At 42.7% G+C, this 20,868-nt stretch carries 18 protein-coding genes; 10 read left to right on the top strand and 8 right to left on the bottom strand.

Annotation, left to right across the window (positions count from 1 at the left end; genetic code table 11):
* From H6F77_RS21945 to H6F77_RS21930, 4 genes are all read right to left on the bottom strand, one after another.
* On the bottom strand, window positions 1–473 hold a 473-nt coding region (locus tag H6F77_RS21945), incomplete at its 3' end, for a two-partner secretion domain-containing protein (RefSeq protein ID WP_190491031.1).
* 940 nt (window positions 474–1,413) lie between these two features.
* Complete coding sequence (locus tag H6F77_RS21940; protein ID WP_190491030.1) at window positions 1,414–1,878, bottom strand: regulatory protein RecX; 465 nt, start codon at window positions 1,876–1,878, stop codon at window positions 1,414–1,416.
* A gap of 403 nt (window positions 1,879–2,281) precedes the next feature.
* The gene (locus H6F77_RS21935; protein ID WP_190491029.1) at window positions 2,282–5,635 is read right to left on the bottom strand and encodes a WD40 domain-containing protein; all 3,354 of its coding nucleotides are present in this window, start codon (window positions 5,633–5,635) and stop codon (window positions 2,282–2,284) included.
* A gap of 82 nt (window positions 5,636–5,717) precedes the next feature.
* Window positions 5,718–7,052, bottom strand: coding sequence for an AAA-like domain-containing protein (locus tag H6F77_RS21930; protein ID WP_190491028.1), 1,335 nt, complete (start codon window positions 7,050–7,052; stop codon window positions 5,718–5,720).
* Between the two features lie 311 nt (window positions 7,053–7,363).
* Between H6F77_RS21930 and H6F77_RS21925 the strand changes: the two genes are divergently transcribed.
* Entirely contained in the window at window positions 7,364–7,774 is a 411-nt protein-coding gene (locus H6F77_RS21925) for a hypothetical protein (RefSeq protein WP_242022385.1), read from the top strand.
* Window positions 7,775–7,936: 162 nt separating this feature from the next.
* Here H6F77_RS21925 and H6F77_RS21920 read toward each other — a convergent pair whose 3' ends face one another.
* Window positions 7,937–8,185 carry a hypothetical protein gene (locus H6F77_RS21920; RefSeq protein ID WP_190491027.1) on the bottom strand — a complete coding sequence of 83 codons (249 nt, stop codon included), beginning with the start codon at window positions 8,183–8,185 and terminating at the stop codon, window positions 7,937–7,939.
* Between the two features lie 229 nt (window positions 8,186–8,414).
* Here H6F77_RS21920 and H6F77_RS21915 point away from each other — a divergent pair, with 229 nt between their 5' ends.
* Entirely contained in the window at window positions 8,415–10,229 is a 1,815-nt protein-coding gene (locus H6F77_RS21915; protein WP_190491026.1) for an AAA-like domain-containing protein, read from the top strand.
* 60 nt (window positions 10,230–10,289) lie between these two features.
* Window positions 10,290–11,774 carry an AAA-like domain-containing protein gene (locus H6F77_RS21910; RefSeq protein ID WP_190491025.1) on the top strand — a complete coding sequence of 495 codons (1,485 nt, stop codon included), beginning with the start codon at window positions 10,290–10,292 and terminating at the stop codon, window positions 11,772–11,774.
* 81 nt (window positions 11,775–11,855) lie between these two features.
* Here H6F77_RS21910 and H6F77_RS21905 read toward each other — a convergent pair whose 3' ends face one another.
* A complete protein-coding gene (locus H6F77_RS21905) occupies window positions 11,856–13,493 on the bottom strand; it encodes a lipoxygenase family protein (protein ID WP_190491024.1) in 1,638 nt (545 codons plus the stop codon).
* Window positions 13,494–13,708: 215 nt separating this feature from the next.
* Here H6F77_RS21905 and H6F77_RS28520 point away from each other — a divergent pair, with 215 nt between their 5' ends.
* Complete coding sequence (locus H6F77_RS28520; protein WP_255515831.1) at window positions 13,709–13,837, top strand: hypothetical protein; 129 nt, start codon at window positions 13,709–13,711, stop codon at window positions 13,835–13,837.
* 515 nt (window positions 13,838–14,352) lie between these two features.
* The gene (locus H6F77_RS21900) at window positions 14,353–15,360 is read left to right on the top strand and encodes a quinone oxidoreductase family protein (RefSeq protein ID WP_190491023.1); all 1,008 of its coding nucleotides are present in this window, start codon (window positions 14,353–14,355) and stop codon (window positions 15,358–15,360) included.
* A gap of 82 nt (window positions 15,361–15,442) precedes the next feature.
* Here H6F77_RS21900 and H6F77_RS21895 read toward each other — a convergent pair whose 3' ends face one another.
* The gene (locus H6F77_RS21895) at window positions 15,443–15,856 is read right to left on the bottom strand and encodes an ArsR/SmtB family transcription factor (RefSeq protein ID WP_242022384.1); all 414 of its coding nucleotides are present in this window, start codon (window positions 15,854–15,856) and stop codon (window positions 15,443–15,445) included.
* Window positions 15,857–16,151: 295 nt separating this feature from the next.
* Between H6F77_RS21895 and trxA the strand changes: the two genes are divergently transcribed.
* Window positions 16,152–16,481, top strand: coding sequence for a thioredoxin (gene trxA, locus H6F77_RS21890; RefSeq protein WP_190491022.1), 330 nt, complete (start codon window positions 16,152–16,154; stop codon window positions 16,479–16,481).
* A gap of 187 nt (window positions 16,482–16,668) precedes the next feature.
* Window positions 16,669–17,775 carry an alkene reductase gene (locus H6F77_RS21885; RefSeq protein WP_190491021.1) on the top strand — a complete coding sequence of 369 codons (1,107 nt, stop codon included), beginning with the start codon at window positions 16,669–16,671 and terminating at the stop codon, window positions 17,773–17,775.
* A gap of 318 nt (window positions 17,776–18,093) precedes the next feature.
* Here H6F77_RS21885 and H6F77_RS28515 read toward each other — a convergent pair whose 3' ends face one another.
* Complete coding sequence (locus H6F77_RS28515) at window positions 18,094–18,225, bottom strand: hypothetical protein (protein WP_255515830.1); 132 nt, start codon at window positions 18,223–18,225, stop codon at window positions 18,094–18,096.
* Here H6F77_RS28515 and H6F77_RS21880 point away from each other — a divergent pair.
* Genes H6F77_RS21880 through H6F77_RS21870 form a run of 3 tightly spaced genes read left to right on the top strand, consistent with a single transcriptional unit; the run spans window position 18,206 to window position 20,582 of the window.
* Entirely contained in the window at window positions 18,206–18,763 is a 558-nt protein-coding gene (locus H6F77_RS21880; RefSeq protein ID WP_190491020.1) for a DUF4126 domain-containing protein, read from the top strand. The genes H6F77_RS28515 and H6F77_RS21880 overlap by 20 nt on opposite strands.
* The gene (locus tag H6F77_RS21875; RefSeq protein WP_190491019.1) at window positions 18,760–19,548 is read left to right on the top strand and encodes a TspO-related membrane protein; all 789 of its coding nucleotides are present in this window, start codon (window positions 18,760–18,762) and stop codon (window positions 19,546–19,548) included. Before H6F77_RS21880 ends, H6F77_RS21875 begins: the two co-directional genes overlap by 4 nt.
* Complete coding sequence (locus H6F77_RS21870; protein WP_242022381.1) at window positions 19,545–20,582, top strand: alpha/beta hydrolase; 1,038 nt, start codon at window positions 19,545–19,547, stop codon at window positions 20,580–20,582. Before H6F77_RS21875 ends, H6F77_RS21870 begins: the two co-directional genes overlap by 4 nt.
* Window positions 20,583–20,868 lie beyond the last annotated feature (286 nt).

Genomic DNA, 20,868 nt, shown 5'->3' with positions numbered 1-20,868 from the left:
GCGGGGTTCATTAAGTATAAGTTGGAGTTGCCACCGCTAACCTGAATCAGACCATTTATTATGGATGGGTCGCCGCCTGTAACTCTCCCCAAGATGTTGCGTATGGATGGGTTGGACAGAAAGTTGGCTATTTGATTTTGGTCTAAATTAAATTTTTGGAAGCTGTGGAAGAGGTTTGCTTTATCTGGAGAAAGCGTACCGCCGTTGATATCTATGCGTTGTCCATCCGGTGTGACGATTGTACCCGTTCCGTCTGCTGCTGGGGTGATGGTTTGAGCCATCAGGGGGTTTTGGCTGATGAACCCAGTTAAGCTTAGGGTTGCTAGGAGTAAATTCAGCTTTTTGAAGGGTATTGTAGTGCTAAAGAAGGCGCTATTTTTTTGTGATAAAGCTTTAATATTAACGGGTAGGGTTGCTAAAACCTGGGGAATACTTTGGCTTGTTTTATTAGTAGTTTGGTTGTGCTTAGGCATAATGGAATTCCTACGGTTAAATAGTTCCGTTTAGCTTCCATTGCCTCAAAACCTCACCCTTTAGTAGTTATCTCCCTGAATCCGCACAAATTGGTTTGCAACGCCGTGAAGTCAATACGCTATTAATCGCATTTCTACTTATAGGGCGAGGTAGCTTTACACCCACTTTTAACTTCTGTGAGATTACTGAAGCAGTGGAAGTTGTTATCTGTATTAATACTGACACATTAGATACAATTTGCTCGCAATGACTGCTGAACCTTTACAAAACCCTTACATTTCTGGGTGAAATTCGGCGATCGCTACCAGCTACCAACAGATTAGACACAAATAATGCCAGCAAAGAATAAAGAATTAGGTCTTTCGCAACCTTCGCCTGTCATGCTCTAAATGTACCGTTCCAGCTGAGATAAAATTGGCTCCTATAATCGCTGAACTTTTACAAAAAACTAACATTTCTGGGGACAAAATAACCACATACAGCTCCGCTATATGCTAGCAAGAAATGATCCGAGCGAAGAATAATTAAATCCTACGCTGTGATGCTCTAGATGTAGTCTTAGCCTATAGGAAAGCCTGGGGAGAAGCAGGGTGAAGATTCCAAGGCGCTAGTCTCATAAATGGCATTTTACGGGAAATTTGCATAATTTCTGAATAACATCGATATACCAATACCTCCGCGTAGTCTCACGAACTTGGGGAGGCGGCGATAGCGTCAGCGGAGCGTTAGCCGTTAGGCGAAGCGAAGCGTTAGCCGTTAGCCGTTAGCGCTGCTGCGTCAGCTAAGCGAAGCCCTTGGCGTTAGCGCAGATCGCGGCTGTAGTAAAAAAGCTCTATAACTGCTATTTATGCATTTTTCATATATATTTACAAATTATAAATAAAGTAGTTCGTCATAGAAAAATCAGGAATTAGCAATCCAAGATATTGCCAATTCCAGCTACTCCTCTTCTTCTTCTTGTTGCATTCGCCATTGGTTCATAACTGCAAAGCCATTAAATCCTCTATATTGCAAGTAATTTAACAACTTAGCTTTAGTTTTTTGGTCAATACTTTGAAAATCTTCAATTTTGTATTTACGCATTACTTTTGCCTTTAGATCGGCCAAACCATCTATTTCATCACTTTCATCTTGTGACAGCCATACTTCTTCAAATACATCAGCAGGAATTCCTTTTTCCATGCATTTTCGCTTCAGCACAGATTTACCGTATTTGCCTTGAGAAGATGCGATCAGGTTGGCAACTAATCGAGTGTCAGACTGATAGTCTTTGAGTTGAAGATCGTTGATGGCTTCAGTAATTTCGCTCTCTGAATAACCATGTTCGTTCCCTTTTTTCTTTAATTCGCTAGCGCTGTATTCTCGGCGGCTTAAAAGCCGATAAAAGTACTGGAGGCAATTCATATTTTGAATTTAAATCTACTCTTCTAGTATTACATATTTAAGTTTAAGTATAAGATTTAATATTAGTACAAATTAATTGTTTTTAGGATTGTTAGAGCGCGATAGCTATCCATTAAGGCATTTTTAAAATTGGGTTTCGTACCTTGCCGCAACCTACAATAGTGCATGATTTAATTCATATATAGTATTAATTTTGGTTTAAATAAAAACGTTAACATTACCTAATATTTAAGGTTTTGTTCTTACAGGATAAATAATAGATAGATTGTCTTTTATTGGTTGATAAGCACTATCGCAGCCAGAAATAAGGGGAAAGTGATGTAAATTTACTTGCCTAACAAAAGGCGCGATCGCTATCGTTTTTATTGGTGTAAATTTTCAAGATTGCGTTATTGTCCGCTGCTTATTTGGGGAATATACCATCACCAATAGATTCGTTGAATTTAGGCATTAAATAGTCGTGCAGATGTTCGCAAGCCCGCGTCACGAATTGCTCTAGATCAAGAGAGCGATCGCTACTCTCCTCTATAAGTTCGGGGAGATCGTCAATACGCCAGAGTTTAACAGTTCCATCCCAACTGGCGGACGCCAACATTTTTCTATCCGGGCTGAAACTTACTCCCGAAACTCTACCGTTATGCTCGTCTAAAGTTTTTAACAACTCACCGTTACGGCTCCAAAGTTTCACAGTTTTGTCAAAACTTGCTGATGCTAGCATCTTGCCATTTGCACTAAAACTCACGCCTAAAACTTTATTTTCATGCCCTTCCAAAGTTGCGATTAACATACCATCGCTTCGCCATAATTTTACAGTAGTGTCATCGCTAGCCGAAGCGAAAATCTCACCATCCGGGCTAAAAATAACGTTATTTACTTCATCTTTATGGCTTTCTAAAGTTGCGAGCAAAGTTCCATCATCGCAACTCCAGAGTTTAATACTTTTGTCCTTGCTAGCGGTAGCGATCGCCCGTCCGTCAGGGCTGAAACTTACACCATAAACCCAATCATTATGCCCCTCCAAAGTTCTGAGCAAGGAACCGTCTTGGCTCCATAGTTTGACAGTTCTATCGCGACTTGCCGATGCAATAGTTAGTCCATCGCGACTAAAAGCTACGCTATTGACTTCATCTTTATGCCCAATTAAGGTTTTTAGGATGCGACCGTTACGCCTCCAAAGTTTCACGGTTTTATCACCAGAAGCACTAGCTAAAATCTGCCCATCAGGGCTGAAATTAACAGCATAAACCCAACCTTTATGACCCTCTAAGGTTTTCAGATTCTCGCCATTACTACTCCAGAGTTTCACAGTTTTGTCGCGACTTGCTGAAGCAATAGTTAATCCATCAGGGCTAAAACTTACGCAATTCACAAAATAGTCATGGCCCTTTAAAACTTTCAGCAATCGGATGTCTGGATACCAAATTCTCACCGTGTTATCCGCACTAGCAGTTGCGATCGCTTGTCCGTTTGGGCTGAAACTCACGCCATAAACCCAACTACTATGACCCTTCAAAGTTTTTAGCAGACAACCGTCGCTACAACGCCAAAATTTTACAGTTTTATCTTCGCTGGCGCTGGCAACTATATTACCATCCGGGCTAAAAGTCACCATCCAAACTTTATCATCATGGTCTTTTAAAGTGTGAATTTCTGCACCGTCAATGCTCCACAATTTAACAGTTTTATCTTCACTTGCACTAGCAATAATTTGTCCTTTAGGGCAGAAACTTACACTTGTAACAATGCTTTTATGGCCTTTTAGAGTGTGAAGGAGTTTTACTTCTATCCCCTCACTGTTATCAATACTCCAAATTTTCACAGTTTTGTCTTCGCTGGCTGATGTTAGCATCTTACCGTCGGGGCTGAAACTAACGCTTTTAACACCGCCTTTATGTCCTTTTAAAGTTTTTATGGGTTTTGAAGATCCGCTGAGGCTCCAAAGTTTAATAGTGTTGTCCATGCTAGCAGTAGCCATTATCTGACCATCAGGGCTAAAACTGATACTATGGACGCTTTTTTTATGGTCTTGAAAACTTTGGAGTAACTGACCGTCAAGGCTCCATATTCTGACAATTTTATCTATACTAGCTGTAGCAATTGTTCGTCCGTCTGGACTGAAACATAGATTATAAACGCGATCGCTGTGCTGGAGAATATTTAACAACTTACCTTCACGGCTCCACAACATCGCAGTTCCGTCAGCAGAACCGCTCGCAATTGTTTCACCATCGGGGCTAAAACTAACAGCCCATACCCAACTATTATGCTCCTCTAAACGGTTGCGTTCTTGCACTGATGAAAGCAACCGTTGTAAGTTCAAAATTATCTTTTTCTGAAGATTTTTTAGTTCCGGATCGGCGGAAACAGACTGCAATTTTCTCGCTGCTCTGACACCATCTAATAATGCTCCAAGCTGATCGTTTGAGCGCAGACGAGCTTGAGAAGCTGAATTAAGCGCCTCGATTTCAGCGATTAATGCGTTTGTTAAGCTTAATTCTTGGCTGGCATATAAAAATTGGTAATCGCTATGGCTCAAGTTTTTGCCCTTTGCCCAGCTTATAGCATCTTGCAATACTTGCCCGCGTAATAGTCGAGATTTATCCTGATAGTTTGAATTTGACCAAGCGGTTATCGCTTCCGAGTATGGTCGCAGATTTGCTAACGCTTTAGCAACCCAATTTTGGTTAAAGACAGCTTGGTAAATGCGGTTATAAACTCTTAAAGTGCTATCTTGTTTGACGACTAAACCCGAAAGCCGCAATTGTGTTTGTTGGGTGCTGTCATCAGCGGTAATTTCTCCTTTTTGCAATATTTGCTGATAAATTCCCAGTAGAGCGATCGCTAGTTGCTCGTTTCTCAGCAAGCGATCGCGTACCGTCCTCAGATGCTTGGGATCGTCTTGGGATTCCCAATTAGAAATTACCTGCGATCGCACTAATTTATTAACCCACTCTGCTTCATCCTCGTCAGCCATCGTTGCGGGCGATTTTACAATCAAATCGCACAATTTTTGCGTGAGGAATGGTTGTCCCCCCGTCCAATCTAACACCTGTTTCAGAACAACTTGAGGATGTCTAACTTTGATAGACAATCCTTCAGCTAATGGCTGTGCTTCAGATAAATTAAACCCATGTAATTGTATCGCTCGACCTATATTAAAAGGCGTGCGATTTTTGTCGGCAATTAAATCTGAAGGCGTTGTTACTCCCAATAATGCGAAGCAGAGACGTTTATATTCTGGCTTGTCAGCGCGTTGGTTATAACAAGCTCTAATAATGGCAAAAAAATCATCTTTGAATTTTATGTTGAGGAGGCTATCAATTTCATCGAGAAAGATAACAATATTTTGAGAAAGTTCGTCTAGCAGAACCGACTCGATAAATTCATTCAACCACTGAACTGGCGATAACAACTCGCGCTCGCGCAACCATTTAAGCCAGTTGAATTTTCCTGATAAATCAAAACTATCGGTGAGACTTCTAATCAAGCCTCCATACCATTGTTCTGGAGTAATTTGCTGAGTTCCCAAGAGGGTAATATCAATGGCAGCACAGGCAATGTTATCTGCCAAAAGCCGTTGCATAGTTTGCACTCGCAAGCTAGACTTTCCCATCTGCCGGGAGTTCAGCACATAGCAAAACTCCCCCGCTTTTAAACCGGAGTAAAGCTCTTCATCAGCTTGGCGCACCACATAAGTAGTAGCATCAGGCGGTAGACTTCCCCCAACTTGATAAATCGAGTTTTGTTCTGCGTTCATGGGGTAAGTAGGTGGGTGTAGATAAAAAAAAACTAACGCCTTTACTCGCAGGATTTGGCTCTCTAGCGTTTAATTGTACCCCTTACTTAATTCCCGAGCGATCGCGGAAATATTGACGATACAAATCGCATCTTGGATTGCAATCGTTTCCTTGCAACTGCACTAACCCCATGCCGTTTAATTTATACGCTTCCTCCGATTCCAGACGCACGCTGGTAGTTGATGCAACGACCTTTTTCAGCGCTTCTAGCAGTTCCGGATGTTCTTCTAAACGCGCCCAAAGTCGCCGCAGGTGGTTTCCATAAATTCCCGCTTCTGTAGGAGCATTTTTCAAAAATTGCTCGAATGTGATGTCTTTATAACTTTTGAGATAAGAAATAGCTTGCTGCACTAAATCGGGATGCCCTCCCACCATAGCCATAAGTTGCTTTACTTCTTTAACTGACCAATTTAGCCCGTGAAGTCGTGCTAATTTTTGTACCTGTTGTTCGTTAAATTCTGGCAACTCTATGGGCAGTCCAACATTAAAAGGCGATTGATTAATATCTAAATCTATGTACACTTTTGTGGAGTGTACTAATATCAATCTTAGTTTTTTCCAAATATTACTAATTTTTCCTTTTTCATGCCAAACTCGCAATAAGCTCAAAAAACTTTCGGCAATTTCTTCATGCGGAAAAACCAGATCGATTTCATCTAAACATAAAGCTAGTGGGGTATTAGCATTAGCCAATAAATAATGCTCGAAATATGCCGTACAGTTGGCTTTGCTGCTAGAGTATCGATCATCCCAATAATCATCTAACTTATTGGGCAAGCGCAGTTCTCTAGCAACACTTACACAAAACCAGCGCAAAATATTATCGAGGTTATTGAAATCTGACTTATCGGCTAGATTAAGGTTTAAATAAACTGTTCGATAGCCCTGAAAAGTTGCTTGCTCCAGAATTTTTCCGCTAAGTAATGTTTTGCCCATTCGCTCTGGTGCTTTGATACAAATCAAGCATCCAGGCTGTTTTATTACCTCATAACAGCGTTGTTCAATTGGAGGGCGTTCGACGTAATAAAAGGGTGAATCTTCCGCTGCTGTTGATTCTTTAAATTCTAGCTTTGGCGCTTTGGTGTTAGCAGGTGCGCGATCGCGCCATCTTCTCTCTAATGCTGTCCTAAAATTCGTTTTACTAACTTCTTCTCCTAATGCTTTGGAAAGTAGCTTCCAAAACTTGTGTCCCACCGTTCGCTGTAGGTAATTAGCAGCATATTCAGTAGTCGATGCCATCTCTTCATAGGTCTGATTTTGCCAAGAACCCCGAAGAATAGTTATTTCGACATCGCTTAGGTGCTTTTTTTCACTTGCAAAAACTGCCTCATCCGCAACTTTGAGGGCTTCTTCAAAATTTATGGTTGTATCTTGCATACCTCATAATACTTTTTTAATATAAAATATAGATTATAGGTCAATAAGTAGTAATTAGTATTATACCAAAGCAGTAAGAGCTACCCTTGGATGAGAGATCGCCCCCATCCAGCCCAAAAATGGCGATAAAGCTGAAACGCTTGCAGGACAAGGCTTAGAGGCGATTTTTGTAAAATTGAAAAATTTTTTTGTTTTTCTTCCGGACGGGATAAGTCGCTAAAAGTAGTAAAAGGTTATGAGCGATCGCCGACAAGGATGAAAAAGTTCTTTTTCCTTCCGGACGGGATAAGTCGCTAAAAGTAGAACAGATAATGGGCGATCGCCCCATGCCATTTACAGTTCACCACTTGGAGGGTGCCATGTACTACCTAATCCTCAACAACCAGAACCCGGAACTCAAAGACGTGTTTCCGCAAGGGGTTCCGACCTTTGGTTCTACTCCTGATGACTTCATTGAGATTTACGACGAGTACGGCTGCGAACTTGATATCCAACGGGCTTTTCGAGTCAACATTGCAGGATTGACGACAGAACAGGAGTTAAACCTCTTCAACCTATACGCCTCAACTGGCGATGACCCCCAGTTGGTAGTCTGCGACTTTCAACTGCTGGAACAGGGATGGGTGACAATTCCTGAAGACCAGGTGGAGTCAGTAGTCTGGCGTGAAGGAGAGAAAGTCTTTTGCTTTGGGTATGACAAAACCGCAGCGATCGCTAATTAATAAGTATCAACCCTGAATTGCTCCAGTCAGGATATAAACCCTAACTTTTATTGATTAGTGCGTGCCCACAAAATCGCCCTGATTCAATCAAATTTTTGGTAAAAATGGTATGGATCGGTAATGTGTAAAAAAGCTGCCTTTCTCTGTTATTTGACCATCGGGCTATCGACTTCCCCCGCGTGAGGATGGCCCTGGTGGCGGTGGATCTTTTTTATTTTGGTAAATCAATAAAATATCGGTATTGCGTTGTGGCAAGCGGCTGTCAACAAGCAACAATTGAGATATCATCCGAGCGTTTTCTTGATTGGTCGCAGCACTTGCAGCTATCGGCTTGTTAATTGCGATCGCTGCTAACGTGGTAAACAAACACAAGCTGCTTAGAGAATTTATAGTGGAAAAACTTAATTTCATTTCAAACACCCATTAGTAGAAAGCTGTATATTTCTGACTATTCCATGCTGAAATAGCTAACAGGTTGTATGTGTATCGAGGACTCACGGCGATCGCGACAAGCATGCAGATAGCTACACATCTGTGAAAGTGCTTGCACGAACGCTACGCTGTAACCCCCGATGTAGTAAAAATAGAAAGGTTACGGGTACACCTGATTTTCGCTACCTGTGTACTTAGGCAAGAAAACATGAATCAAGTAGAGTTCACAAAGGCATTTGCAGCGCTGACTCAAAGACAGCATGAAGTGTTGCTAAAAGTTTTAGCGGGTGAAAAAGATGCTGCGATCGCCAGCTCTCTGCATATCACTAAAGAAACTGTCAGGAAACACATCGAAAATATCTGCAAAGCCTTTGCTCTTAGCAATCTGCAAGATCCAGGATTTTCGCATCGTTCTGATTTAATTTCGTTATTTGCTAAGTACAGACCGGAGTTATTCAACGGGGCAAATCAAAGCATTGCGAATCGCACTTCTGTTTTACTTAGCTACCATCGCAATGCTGACCCAGACATTAGCTTGATGACGCAGCTAGACGCAGCTTTAAAAGCAAATGGTTACGAAGTTTTTTTGGCTAGCAGCAGTCTGAGAATGGCAAAAAATGGGTTACAACAAATTTACTCTGAATTAAATAAATGCGATTGCTTGTTGCTGCTCTTATCGCCGATGTCAGCTTGTAGCGAAATGGTGACAGAAGAAGTACGAATGGCTAAAACATTGCGGGAAAATAGAACTGACCGCAAGCCTGCGATCGTACCAATACGCATTAATTGTGCTTTTAGCTTGCTAAACCACGATTTGCGCGGTTATCTTCAGGGAATAGAGGGGCAAGAGTGGCATACAGAAGACGATACAAAATCGGTTATTCAAACAGTATTAAATTTATTGGCATCAAGCCAGGAAATTGCAGTAAAACCACCTGTTAAAAGCTCACCTTTCCCAACTTTATATGCTGTTACTCCAAATTACCCACCCCAACCTGTAGCAGAACCAGAATTACCAAGGGGACAAGTAGAGTTAGCGTCGGCATTTTATGTAGAACGGTCTGGTATAGACGAGCGATGTTATGAAGCGATCGCTAAACCTGGTGCATTAATCAGAATTAAAGCACCCCGACAGATGGGAAAAACTTCCCTAATGGCGCGAATTCTTCACCGCGCATCCCAACAAAATTATTCAACAGTGCCTTTAAGCTTTCAGTTAGCAGATAGCAAAGTATTTGCAGACTTGGAGCAGTTCTTAAAGTGGTTTTGCGCCAATGTTGCTTTACAGCTAGAATTACCAGATCGTTTAGATGAATATTGGAATGTAATTTTTGGCAGTAAAGTTGCCTGTAAATCTTACTTTGAGCGGTATTTATTAGCGAATATTTCTACTCCCCTAGCCTTGGGTTTAGATGAAGTAGATGTGGTGTTTAAATATCCAGAACTGGCTGCTGATTTTTTTGGTTTGTTGCGGGCATGGCATGAGGAAGCAAAGAATCGGGATATTTGGAAAAAACTACGGTTGGTGGTGGTACACTCCACAGAAGTTTATGTGCCAATGGATGTTAATCAATCGCCGTTTAATGTGGGGCTACCGATTGAGTTACCTGAATTTAACTTAAATCAGACGCAAGAACTAGCTTTTAGACATGGATTGTCTTGGGGGGAAAAAGAAGTTAAACAATTGATGGATATGGTGGGGGGACATCCCTATTTGGTGCGGCTTGCTCTCTATAATATTGCCAGAAATGAGATGACATTGCAGGAACTTATAAAAATTGCTCCCACCGATGCAGGATTATATAGCGACCATTTGAGGCGACATTTGTGGAATTTAGAACAGCATCCCTTATTAGCAGCAGCTATTAAAAAGGTAGTGGATGCGGATAGCCCCGTACAGCTAGAGTCGATGCAGGGATTTAAGTTACATAGTATGGGTTTAGTAAACTTGCAAGGAAATCAGGTAACGCCAAGATGCAATTTATATCGTCAGTATTTCCGAGAGAGGTTATCATCTGCTTAAAAGGCGCATATTAGTTTAAGCGATCGCCACTTTTGGGCGAAGGAAAATATAGAAACATCTATGAGATCGGAACCGAGATCGTCCTATGATTATCAAGTTGGCGGTAGTCTGCCACTGGATGCCCCTACCTACGTGACAAGACAGGCGGATTCTGATTTGTATGAAGGGGCGATCGCGGGAGAGTTCTGCTACGTTCTCAACTCGCGACAGATGGGCAAGTCAAGCTTGCGCGTGCAAACAATGCGACGCTTAGAAGCTTCAGGCGTTGCTTGTGCTGTTGTTGATTTGACAGCAATTGGTAGCCGAGATATTACGCCAAATCAGTGGTATGCAGGTATTACCTACACGTTGGCTAGTAGGTTTAATTTATTAGATAAATTTGATATAAGAATTTGGTGGCGCGATCGCGCTTTTCTTTCCCCAGTGCAGTGCTTGGGTGAATTTATCCGCGAGGTGTTGTTACCCTCCGTGCCGCAAAATATAGTTATTTTTATTGACGAAATTGATAGCACCCTCAGCCTTAATTTTAAAGTAGACGATTTTTTTGCCTTAATTCGCTGCTGCTACAACAATCGTGCTGACTATTCTGAATACAATCGCCTCACTTTTGCTTTATTGGGGGTAGCAACACCAGCAGATCTGATTACAGAGACTAATTACAGCACGCCTTTTAATATTGGTAGGGCGATTGAGTTGCACGGCTTTCAATTGTCTGAAGCGCAACCGCTAGCGCTAGGATTGTCAAGAGTTGCTAGCAATCCGGAAATTGTACTTGCTTCTGTTTTGGTATGGACAGGCGGACAGCCATTTCTTACTCAAAAAGTTTGTAAATTGATTGTGACAGAGGAATATTTTATTCCGGCGGGGATAGAAGGGGAATTAGTAGAAAAATTAGTGCGATCGCGCCTTATCGAAAACTGGGAAGCAACAGATGAGCCAGAGCATCTGAGGACAATACGCGATCGCCTTAAAAGAAGCGGACAACGCACAGCCAGATTGCTAGGACTCTATCAACAAATTTTACTAAACGGAGAAATTGCTGCGGCTGACAGCCAAGAAGAAATGGAGCTAAGGCTATCGGGGTTAGTAGTTAAGCAGCAGGCTAAGTTAAAAATTTATAACCGCATATACCACGCAGTTTTTAATATTAATTGGGTTAATCAGGAATTAGCCAACTTACGCCCCTACTCTGAGGCGCTATCAGCTTGGGAAGCTTCCACCAGACAAGATCGATCTCATTTATTGCGCGGACAGGAATTACATGATGCTTTATCCTGGGCGGCGGATAAAAGTCTAAGCGCTCAAGATTTTCAATTTTTGACAGCCAGCCTGGAAGCGGAAAAACAAGAAACACAACTTAATTTAGAAGTAGTCAAAGGAGAAATGAGAATTGCTGTGCAGATGGCAGATCCAAAGTTTAATCAAATAACCTTACCACAGCAACCAACCGAACAAAACAGCCCATTGTTAGAGCCAGGTACAAGAGAGGTGTCCCAAAACAGTTTTGACTGTATTGAAAAAAGCGACAATAACAAAAGGAAATAGCTGTTAATGGGTAATTGTAGCTACCAATTTAACCCACTACCAGCGTTCCAGATGGAGATAAAAAGTTGTGGCGAAGGCTTCTTAAATGCTAATGCTGTTAGGGATAAGCCTTGGCTTGAGGTAGTTGTACTCGACTAAACGATGTCTGTTGTTTAACGAAATTTTAAGCTCGACGGCGTTTAAATCTTGGTGAAATTTCTCCACTGCCCCTTGCGCTTCTTCATCGTCAAACTGCTCGTCATAGTAACCCAGCCTGTCATAACGATAGGCTGTCAGTATGTATATGAGCGAAAGTTGATCGGCAATCCGCTTCGGGGGTGGAAGAAAAGATAGCAGGCTCTTTCGGTCGGCGATCGCTCCTTCTTCTGTAATCTGTTTATAAGCAGCTAGCGGCATATTCGGAACAAAAGCCATGTACTCGTATTGGGGGTAGTTCACAGCAGCGTGCTGGGGGCCACAAGTAAAGATAATTGTGGTGGCAATATCAACTAATTGCTGGACAGTTCCGATACGATCGGGCATACCCTTGATCCGCCCGCCTTCGTTAGAAACTAATTCCTGCGCCCACGCTTGCAACTCTGTATCGCTGCTTATATCCTCTGGGGTTTTGTAGTAAATATTTAAGTAATTTGAAACAAAACTTTTGATGGCATTCCACACCAACATCCCATCGTCTCGATATGGGTAATGAGGCAAACTTGCTACATCATCCATGCCACGATTTTTAATTTCTGTAGGCATAGCAAATTGATCGAAACTCCATTCTTTATAGGATGAAGTAACAATTTCCAGAGACTCTTGTAGGGTTCCAGCAAATAACTGATCGACATAATCGCCCCGCCCAATCAGACGCTTGCGAGCTAGATCTCCGTTAGCTAATAAGAATCGAAAGTGGGGTCTAAGCAATAAGCCAAGGGGATGGTTTTGAGCCAGTTGCCTAGCAGTAACAATCGCAAAAGGTTCCATAACTAAATGGGTTCGGCACAGATGGCTGCTTATCTCATGGTGGTTGCCATCAGCAATCTGAACGCAAATCTTGGCATAAAACCAGTCTAGAGGATTATCAAAAGGCGTGCGAATGGGGCTGTTTTTACCCGGATTGATTTGGATCGCTATAGGTACGAGTTCACCGCGATCGCTAAAACCAGAACTTCGCCAGCAGAAAAATGCCAATGGCGTAGGCAGGTACTTTCTTCCCCTTTCGTAAGTCCCCCCTTGAACAAACGAAAGCTTAGTATAATCAGCTAGATACAAATTTCCATTATCTAGTTCTTGCTGCAAATTTACAGAAGAACCAAATTTATTTTGCAGGTCTTCAATGGTAAATGCGAAGTTTTGCGGCATCTCCTTTATCTTTTGCAAAACCAGCGGATTCACCCCGCATAGCCGTTGTTCGGCGAAAGAATCGTCAGTTTCATAGGTCTTTATTACCCCAGGTCTAGGAAGGATGGGAAAATAATCTTCATAGTCTTGGAATTCATCCAATGGATCCCAAAAAGAATTAAATTTTGCCGCCAGCAAGTTAACCTGAAGATCTGCTGTAGCTGCTAGGCGCTCGGCAATATATTTAGCCGAGAAGCTCTCTTGCTGGGGTAAGTTTTTGAGCAGCGGCATAGGAGGCAAAAAGCTATGGTCAAACTCGTAGTCTTTACGGTTGCGCTGTAGCCAATTTTCGCGGGTTTGGGGGGATGGATCGTTTTGTGGAAGGCTAGGTTTCATAATTTGTGATTTACCCTTGTAAAAGATTGTTTAGTAGCAGTATCTTGGCTGCTAATTCCTTATTCAGTTGCAAAAGAAATATTCAGGAATTTTCCGCTTAATATCGTTTATTTATCTCGATTCAACATAAATAAACTTCACATTCAACACACAGCAGTTCCTCTCTAAATCCAGATGTCTTTTAAGAGGCAAGACGGGGTTATTGGGGACACGATTTGTTACAAAAATTTAAAGATGCGATCGCCAACCTGGGAACGGTTTCGTCGAGGTACAACCCCCGCCACAATATACATATAGAAATAGGGCAAGTTAGTCTCGTTATCGCTAAATTGGGAATTAGCTAGCCAGTCAGCGTGCTATCTCTGCCAACCGTCTAAAATCCAGGAGGCTGCTGTTCTACAAGAGCCGTAGAAATGTGAGTTGATTCCATGAGAAAAAGTTTTAACTTACTGATAACGCATCAGTTCATCTCTTCATCTCTATAATCGGTCTTGCTTTAGCTTGTGACCAGTCGCTTTTTTGAGTGACACCATTTTTAAAAATTTTGTGGTAATTGGGTAGAACTGCAACTAAACATAGCTCGGTATTTCCCAGGCAAATTTCTGTCACCTAGATACAGACTTAATTGTGGGCGTTGCCGACACTACAACTTTTTGTTTTAAGAAACATCAACCCCATTAGCAAAGCGTTAGACGTTAGCGCGAGGCGGGTTAGACCCACCAGCAAACTGTTAGGCGTTAGAGCGCGGAGGCAAGAGAGAAGAAGAGAGTTGAGAAATAATGTTGCTAATAACTCAAACTTGCGATCGCACGATAATTTAATCAACAATAATTTTTAATAAATTGAAGGTAAGGTAAATATGAAAGCTGTCTTTCTAGAAAAAGTAGGTGGAGTAGAAGTTTTAAACGTCTCCTCAGTCCCAACACCAACAGTGGCGGCCAAAGAAGTATTAGTAAGAATCAAATATGCTGGCGTAAACTATGCAGATATATTATCGCGTCAAGGTCTTTATAATTGGGCAGGAAAGTTGCCTTATATTTTAGGGCTAGAAAGCAGTGGAATAGTTGAAACTGTAGGTTCGGAAGTCGAAAAATTTAAGGTGGGCGATAGAGTAGTTGTAGCATCCAAAATCGGTAATTATGCAGAGTTTATTTCATGCCATGAAAACTCGTTGTTACCTGCTCCTGAAGAATTTAGTTTTGAAGAAGCGGCTTGTTTGTGCGGTAGTTGGGCTACCGCTTGGACTGCATTATTTGAAATGGCTCGCGTCAGACCTGGTGAAGTTGCTTTAATTCAATCTGGGGCTGGTAGCGTTGGCACTGCGGCGATACAACTTGCAGTATCTTTTGGTATGCAGGTATATGCAACAACTAGCACGCCCAGTAAAATGGAGCATATCAAGTCCTTTGGGGCGACTCCGCTTAGTTATCAGGACTTTGATAAAATCCTAGAAAAATCTAACAAACCAGATTTCATATTAGAAAGCGTAGGCGGCGATGTTCACGCTCGCAGCTTGAAAATATTAGCTCCACTAGGTCGGCTTGTTTTGATAGGTGCATCAAGTATAAAGGTTAATAAAGTCAATCCCTTTTCTTGGTATAACGCTTGGAGAAATCTGCCCAGGATTAAAGTCAGCGATTTGCATTCGCAAGGGTATATGACTTTACATATGGGCTTTTTATTGGAAGATCATCGCGAAAAAATAATACCTATTTGGACGCGAATGACCGACTATATGAGACAACACAACCTCAAACCAATTGTCCGCCCAGAGTGTATTTTCCCTATGTCAGAAGTCAGAAAAGCACACGAGATTATTGACAAAAGGAAAAATATTGGCAAAGTGATTTTAGATCCTTCAAGATAAAGCTTGGTTTATGGCGATCGCTCAAATGCCAGATAGCGCAAAGATTGCTAACAATCGCACCACTAAAATACATCTTTGAGAATTAGGCGCTATCAGATCTTGTTGTTATCAACTCTTTGCATATCAAACTGGCAAAGCAATCAACCAATAACTCGCGATTCAGCGAGTTGTACTTAGTTTGACCTTCTTTGCGCGTCTGGAGTAATCCCGCCTCGCACAGCGTTTTAGAATGGTGGCAAAACAAAGCTAGACTAATCCCCAACCGATTGGCGATTTCTGAACCGCTTATCTCTCCACTTTCAGCCAACAATTCCACAACCCGCAAGCGCGTTGGGTCGGACAGCGCCGCAAAGATTTTAGCTCGAAGTTCTGTGTCTGGCTGGGCAATTTTAGATACAGAGGCCAATTGTATGTTGTCGTTGATATCCATGATGTTTAGATTTTCGATGGGAATAAATGCCATAGCGCGATCGCATCCTGACTGGGTAAGTCGCAATTGATTTTAAGTTTTGAATTGGGTTAACGCTTAAAACATAAGCTATAGCGGAGTGCCTAACCCCCCTAACCCCCTTCCCTTGCCAGAAATGGGGACTTGTTCTCCCCTCTCCTTGCAGGAGAGGGGTTGGGGGTGAGGTTCGCCTTACTTCTATCTTACGGCTTGCAGCTGGTTAGTGAAATAGTTAAATAACCACTTGACAATCCCTAGTAGGCTGGTTAGTATTAACTCAAATGGTTGTTTAACTACTTAACGTCTTGCATGGGTTGCAATCAGCCTAAAGGAGGCTCAAACCATGTCGAACAACTCCACGTACATCAAACTGACCGAAGACAACTTTGAAAGCGAAGTCCTTGCCAGTTCAGCTCCGGTTCTCGTAGATTTTTGGGCGGCTTGGTGTGGTCCTTGTCGAATAGTCAACCCATTAATTGAAGCACTAGCGGCTGACTTTGAAGGGATTGCCAAGGTTGGCAAGTTGAACATTGACGACTATGGACAACTTGCTTTGCACTACAACGTCCAAGCCATTCCCACGCTTCTATTTTTCAAAGATGGTCAAGTAGTGGATCGAGTAGTTGGCGTAGTTACTAAAGAAGTGCTTGCTGACAAACTTAATACACTATAAGCCAGACCTAAACCCCCAAACTCTTTCCCTGCAAGAGAAGCGGGGGAATCATACTATCCTCTGCTGTTAGAGAGGGGTTGGGGGAGAGGTTAAGCAAATAATATTGTGGGCTTGAACTAGCGACTCGGCTTGATGATAGAGCTACATCAGCAGTGCAGACTAATTATCTTAAATGGAGATTAATCCAATGAGTACCAATGTGAATCTATTCTCACCTGTAAAGCTCGGTTCGTTAGAACTTCCCAATCGAATTGTGATGGCTCCGTTAACTCGAAACCGTGCTGCTGCGGGGAATGTCCCAACAGAGATGAATGCGACTTACTATACACAACGAGCATCAGCGGGTTTGATTATCTCTGAAGCAACTCAAGTGTCGCCTCAAGGACAGGGATATCCGAATACACCAGGGATTCATTCGCAAGAACAGGTTGCTGGATGGCGGCTGGTGACAGATGCAGTGCATGCACATGGGGGGCGGATTTTCCTGCAACTGTGGCACGTTGGGCGAATCTCTCACCCATCATTGCAACCAGGGGGAGAGTTGCCAGTTGCACCAAGCGCGATCGCTCCTGAAGGTGACGCTAGCACCCTAGAGGGGCCAAAACCCTACGTCACTCCTCGCGCCTTAGAGACAGCAGAGATTCCAGGGATTGTAGAAGATTATCGCAAAGGCGCTGAAAATGCACTGGCGGCTGGCTTTGATGGCGTTGAAATTCACAGCGCCAACGGTTATCTGCTTGACCAATTTCTTCAAAATGGCACGAACAAACGCACTGACGAATATGGCGGTTCAATTGAAAATCGCGCCCGATTGTTGATGGAAGTAACAGAAGCAGTTGTTGGAGTTTGGGGTGGAGAACGAGTAGGCGTGCGCCTTTCTCCCAGCGGTACATTTAACAGTATGTCCGACTCAAATCCTGGTGCTTTGTTCAGCTACGTGGCTGCTGCTCTCAACCGTTTTAATTTGGCTTACCTCCACTTGGTTGACCCTAGAACCGATAACCATAATACGGTAGAAAATCATACACAAGGCTTCCCTGTAGGTTACTTTCGTCCTATCTTCAACGGGACGCTGATTACAGCAGGTGGCTACGATCTCGAATTAGGAAATGCGGTTTTGGCTTCAGGCGATGCTGATTTAGTGGCTTATGGACGGCTATATATCGCTAATCCTGATTTGCCAGAGCGTTTTGCAGCAAATGCTGCATTAAACAAGCCGGATCGCGATACCTTTTATGGAGGAGATGAGAAAGGGTATATCGACTATCCAAGCCTTGAACTACAGACAGCTTGAGTTGAGAATTTGTAGCTTACAGCAACTCCGAATAAATTTTTCATCCTAGTTCTTAACGCAAAGCAGAGACGCGACAAATCCGCGTCTCTGCTTTGTGTTAAGAATAACGGGAGTTGATATAAAACTTTTAGATTTTATATTTTAGATTAGCTGACATCTTGCACCAGTCTCAACAAGAGGCTGAGCCTCTTGTTCTGGTTCCCAGGCTAAGCCTGGGAACGAGGGTATCAAAAAGTAAATAATAATGATGCAAGATTTTAGATTACGAAACTTTGAGTAAGAGCCAGCTTTGACATTTCATATATTGCAAGCATAAGGTTATTGGGGTGGGGCGATATAACCCTGCGATCGCATAGTAGCAACTTCCTGCCCTAAATCTGACTTGGAGCGGATGGCATCGAGGGCGACGCAAGCCAGAATAAAAAATAAAATGGATACTGTAATAAGCATTGCAATTGGCATCGGCTTGAGCGCGGCTTGCGGCTTTAGGATTTTTGTCCCGCCCCTCGTGATGAGTATGGCTGCGCTAATTGGACATCTGCCACTTTCACAGGATTTTCAGTGGGTTGGGACTTATCCGGCATTAATCGCGTTTAGCGTAGCAACTTTTATTGAGATTGCTGCTTACTACATTCCTTGGGTGGATAATTTACTGGATACAGTTTCCACACCGCTAGCGATCGCAGTCGGAACTTCTCTTACCGCTGCTTTATTTCCCCATAACGATCCTTTGATCCAGTGGACGGTAGCAGTAATTGCTGGTGGAGGTTCTGCGGGTATCGTTCAAGCATTAACAAGCATGGTTCGCTTGTCTTCAACAGCGTTCACCGCAGGAATCGGAAATGCTCTTGTTTCTACACTTGAATCCGCAACTTCAATTATCTTATCCCTGCTATCACTTTGGGTTCCCCTCTTGACTGTAGGATTAATCGCCACTGGTATAGTCTTGCTCTTAAACAAACAATTAAGGAAGCAAGAATTAACATGAAAACGGATAGAAAATCTTTAGGCTCAAATCTTCTTAGGCAATGGTTAACTTTAGGTGCTATCGTTGCCGCTTTTGGTGTCAACGTGTATGCAAATATTGCCCCGCCTAATGGCCTGACAATTGGCGATATTTCTAATAAATTGTTCGGTGAAGTTCAGATTATTCCAGCTAACTATGCATTTGCCATTTGGGGAATCATTTATCTGGGTTTGATCGGCTTAGGAATCTACCAAGTAATGCCCGCTCAAAGGCAAAATCCCCAATTGGAGCGCGTTGGCTATCTTTTAGTAGTGGCAAGTCTGGCTCAAATTGTTTGGGTATTTTTGTTTGAATACCAATTATTTGGGCTTTCTGTAGTGGCAATGCTGGGGATTTTGCTGCCTCTGATTGGGATTTATCTCAGGCTAGGAATTGGTAAGGAAAGAGTTTCGAGGAAAGACAAGTGGTTTGTGCATATTCCGTTAAGTATCTACTTAGCGTGGATTAGCGTAGCGACAATTGTTAATATAGCCAGTACGCTGTACTATTGGCGTTGGAATGGTTGGGGGATTAGTCCTCAAGTATGGACAATAATTATGCTGATTGTGGCGGCGGCGATCGCAGCCACGATTGTTAGAAACGGGGTTGACATTGCCTACCCCCTTGTAGTTATCTGGGCGTTTGTAGCGATCGCAGTCCGTCAAGCCAATCAACCCGCGATCGCTGGGTGGGCGATCGCATTAGCTTTAGCTCTGGGGATTTTGCTCTTAGTTAACATATGGCGCGGACAAACACAAAAGTTATGACGACAAAAATGTTCGACTATTCTGCCTTTACAGCAGCAATGATAAGAGACATCAAAGCATATGAAGATGCGCTGCCAGTAATGCATGAAAAATGTCGCTCTCAGTTTTTCCTTCACCAAGAGCCAACAAGCAAGGTTTGCCTATTTTTTCACGGATTTACTGCTACCCCAGAACAATTTGTACCTATAGGAAAAGCCTTTTTTAAAGCAGGCTATAACGTCTTAATTCCTTTATTGCCCGGACATGGTATTGCAGGCAATTGGAATGCAGATAACCCCCCTCCACTCCCCGAAAACCCAGAAGTTTATCAACAATTTGGCATTCACTGGTTGCAAAAGGCTCAAGCTTTGGGAAGAGACGCGATCGTAGGAGGACTTTCTGGTGGAAGTACGCTGGCAGGGTGGTTGGCAGTAGAACGTGCGGTACAAATTAACCGAGCGTTGTTGTTTGCCCCTTATTTAAGTGGCACCAACAAGCTAGTAGATTTGGTCGTACAAATATTTAATATCTACTTTGAGTGGAAGACAAAACCAGGGGTGACATCATTTGGCTACGATGGCTTTCTGATGCCATCATTGCGACTTTTCTTAGATATGGGGGAAGATATTATCCAACAGGTGAAAAAAAGGGAAGCAGCACCCATGTTTATTGTGTCCAGCGACAAGGATCTCGCTGTAGGCAAGGAGGAACATGAAGATTTATTTAAAGCTGCGATCGCGCATCAGCCGCAGTGTTGGTATCACTGTTTTGACCGCTCTCTAGATATTGGTCACAATATGATGACCGAAGCAGAAGGTAACGACGATGTAGACTTGGTTATCGCCATAGCTAAAGCCTATGTTGAAAGCGATTTAACTTGGGCTGAAGTTGAAAAAATTGGCGATCGCATCAAGCAGGGCTACTCTTTCAACGCTGCGGTTAATGAACTCAATCTCACTCCTCGCGTTTCTGTTGATATGCCCACAATGATGGCGCTTTTTACAAATTTTGCAAACGTCAGGGAAAGACAGGAAGTTTATAATATTGATTTGTAAGTAACTAGGCACAATTAAACATAAAACTTCTCCCCCATTACCACTGTTATTTTTTACATTCAGGAAGTGTTAAGACAAGAAACAACATCAGAACACAGCCCTCACTTGGGAAACAGAATTCATAGAAGAAATCGCGTGTCAGTCCAAGAGGGCAATTTATACCATAGCGCCTCCCTATGGAGCAGTTATAGCTCGGTTAATTTAACCTTCAGCCGCAGGAGAAAGTAATAATATAGTGCAGAATCTGGCAATGGCTCCGACGTTAGCCACGCCTTGGTTGCATCAT

This window comes from Microcoleus sp. FACHB-831 (assembly GCF_014695585.1).
Classification (GTDB): Bacteria; Cyanobacteriota; Cyanobacteriia; order Cyanobacteriales; family FACHB-T130; genus FACHB-831.
This window is presented reverse-complemented; position numbering and strand designations above follow the sequence as displayed.

Excerpts from the sequence above, each read along its gene's own strand:
- H6F77_RS28515 (WP_255515830.1), bottom strand. The coding sequence starts at position 18,225 with ATGCTTATTACAGTATCCATTTTATTTTTTATTCTGGCTTGCGTCGCC.
- H6F77_RS21930 (WP_190491028.1), bottom strand. The coding sequence starts at position 7,052 with ATGCAAGATACAACCATAAATTTTGAAGAAGCCCTCAAAGTTGCGGAT.
- H6F77_RS21885 (WP_190491021.1), top strand. The coding sequence starts at position 16,669 with ATGAGTACCAATGTGAATCTATTCTCACCTGTAAAGCTCGGTTCGTTA.
- H6F77_RS21905 (WP_190491024.1), bottom strand. The coding sequence starts at position 13,493 with ATGAAACCTAGCCTTCCACAAAACGATCCATCCCCCCAAACCCGCGAA.
- H6F77_RS21900 (WP_190491023.1), top strand. The coding sequence starts at position 14,353 with ATGAAAGCTGTCTTTCTAGAAAAAGTAGGTGGAGTAGAAGTTTTAAAC.
- H6F77_RS21910 (WP_190491025.1), top strand. The coding sequence starts at position 10,290 with ATGAGATCGGAACCGAGATCGTCCTATGATTATCAAGTTGGCGGTAGT.
- H6F77_RS21915 (WP_190491026.1), top strand. The coding sequence starts at position 8,415 with ATGAATCAAGTAGAGTTCACAAAGGCATTTGCAGCGCTGACTCAAAGA.
- H6F77_RS21935 (WP_190491029.1), bottom strand. The coding sequence starts at position 5,635 with ATGAACGCAGAACAAAACTCGATTTATCAAGTTGGGGGAAGTCTACCG.
- H6F77_RS21870 (WP_242022381.1), top strand. The coding sequence starts at position 19,545 with ATGACGACAAAAATGTTCGACTATTCTGCCTTTACAGCAGCAATGATA.
- H6F77_RS21920 (WP_190491027.1), bottom strand. The coding sequence starts at position 8,185 with ATGAAATTAAGTTTTTCCACTATAAATTCTCTAAGCAGCTTGTGTTTG.
- H6F77_RS21875 (WP_190491019.1), top strand. The coding sequence starts at position 18,760 with ATGAAAACGGATAGAAAATCTTTAGGCTCAAATCTTCTTAGGCAATGG.
- H6F77_RS21880 (WP_190491020.1), top strand. The coding sequence starts at position 18,206 with ATGGATACTGTAATAAGCATTGCAATTGGCATCGGCTTGAGCGCGGCT.
- H6F77_RS21940 (WP_190491030.1), bottom strand. The coding sequence starts at position 1,878 with ATGAATTGCCTCCAGTACTTTTATCGGCTTTTAAGCCGCCGAGAATAC.
- trxA (WP_190491022.1), top strand. The coding sequence starts at position 16,152 with ATGTCGAACAACTCCACGTACATCAAACTGACCGAAGACAACTTTGAA.
- H6F77_RS21925 (WP_242022385.1), top strand. The coding sequence starts at position 7,364 with ATGGGCGATCGCCCCATGCCATTTACAGTTCACCACTTGGAGGGTGCC.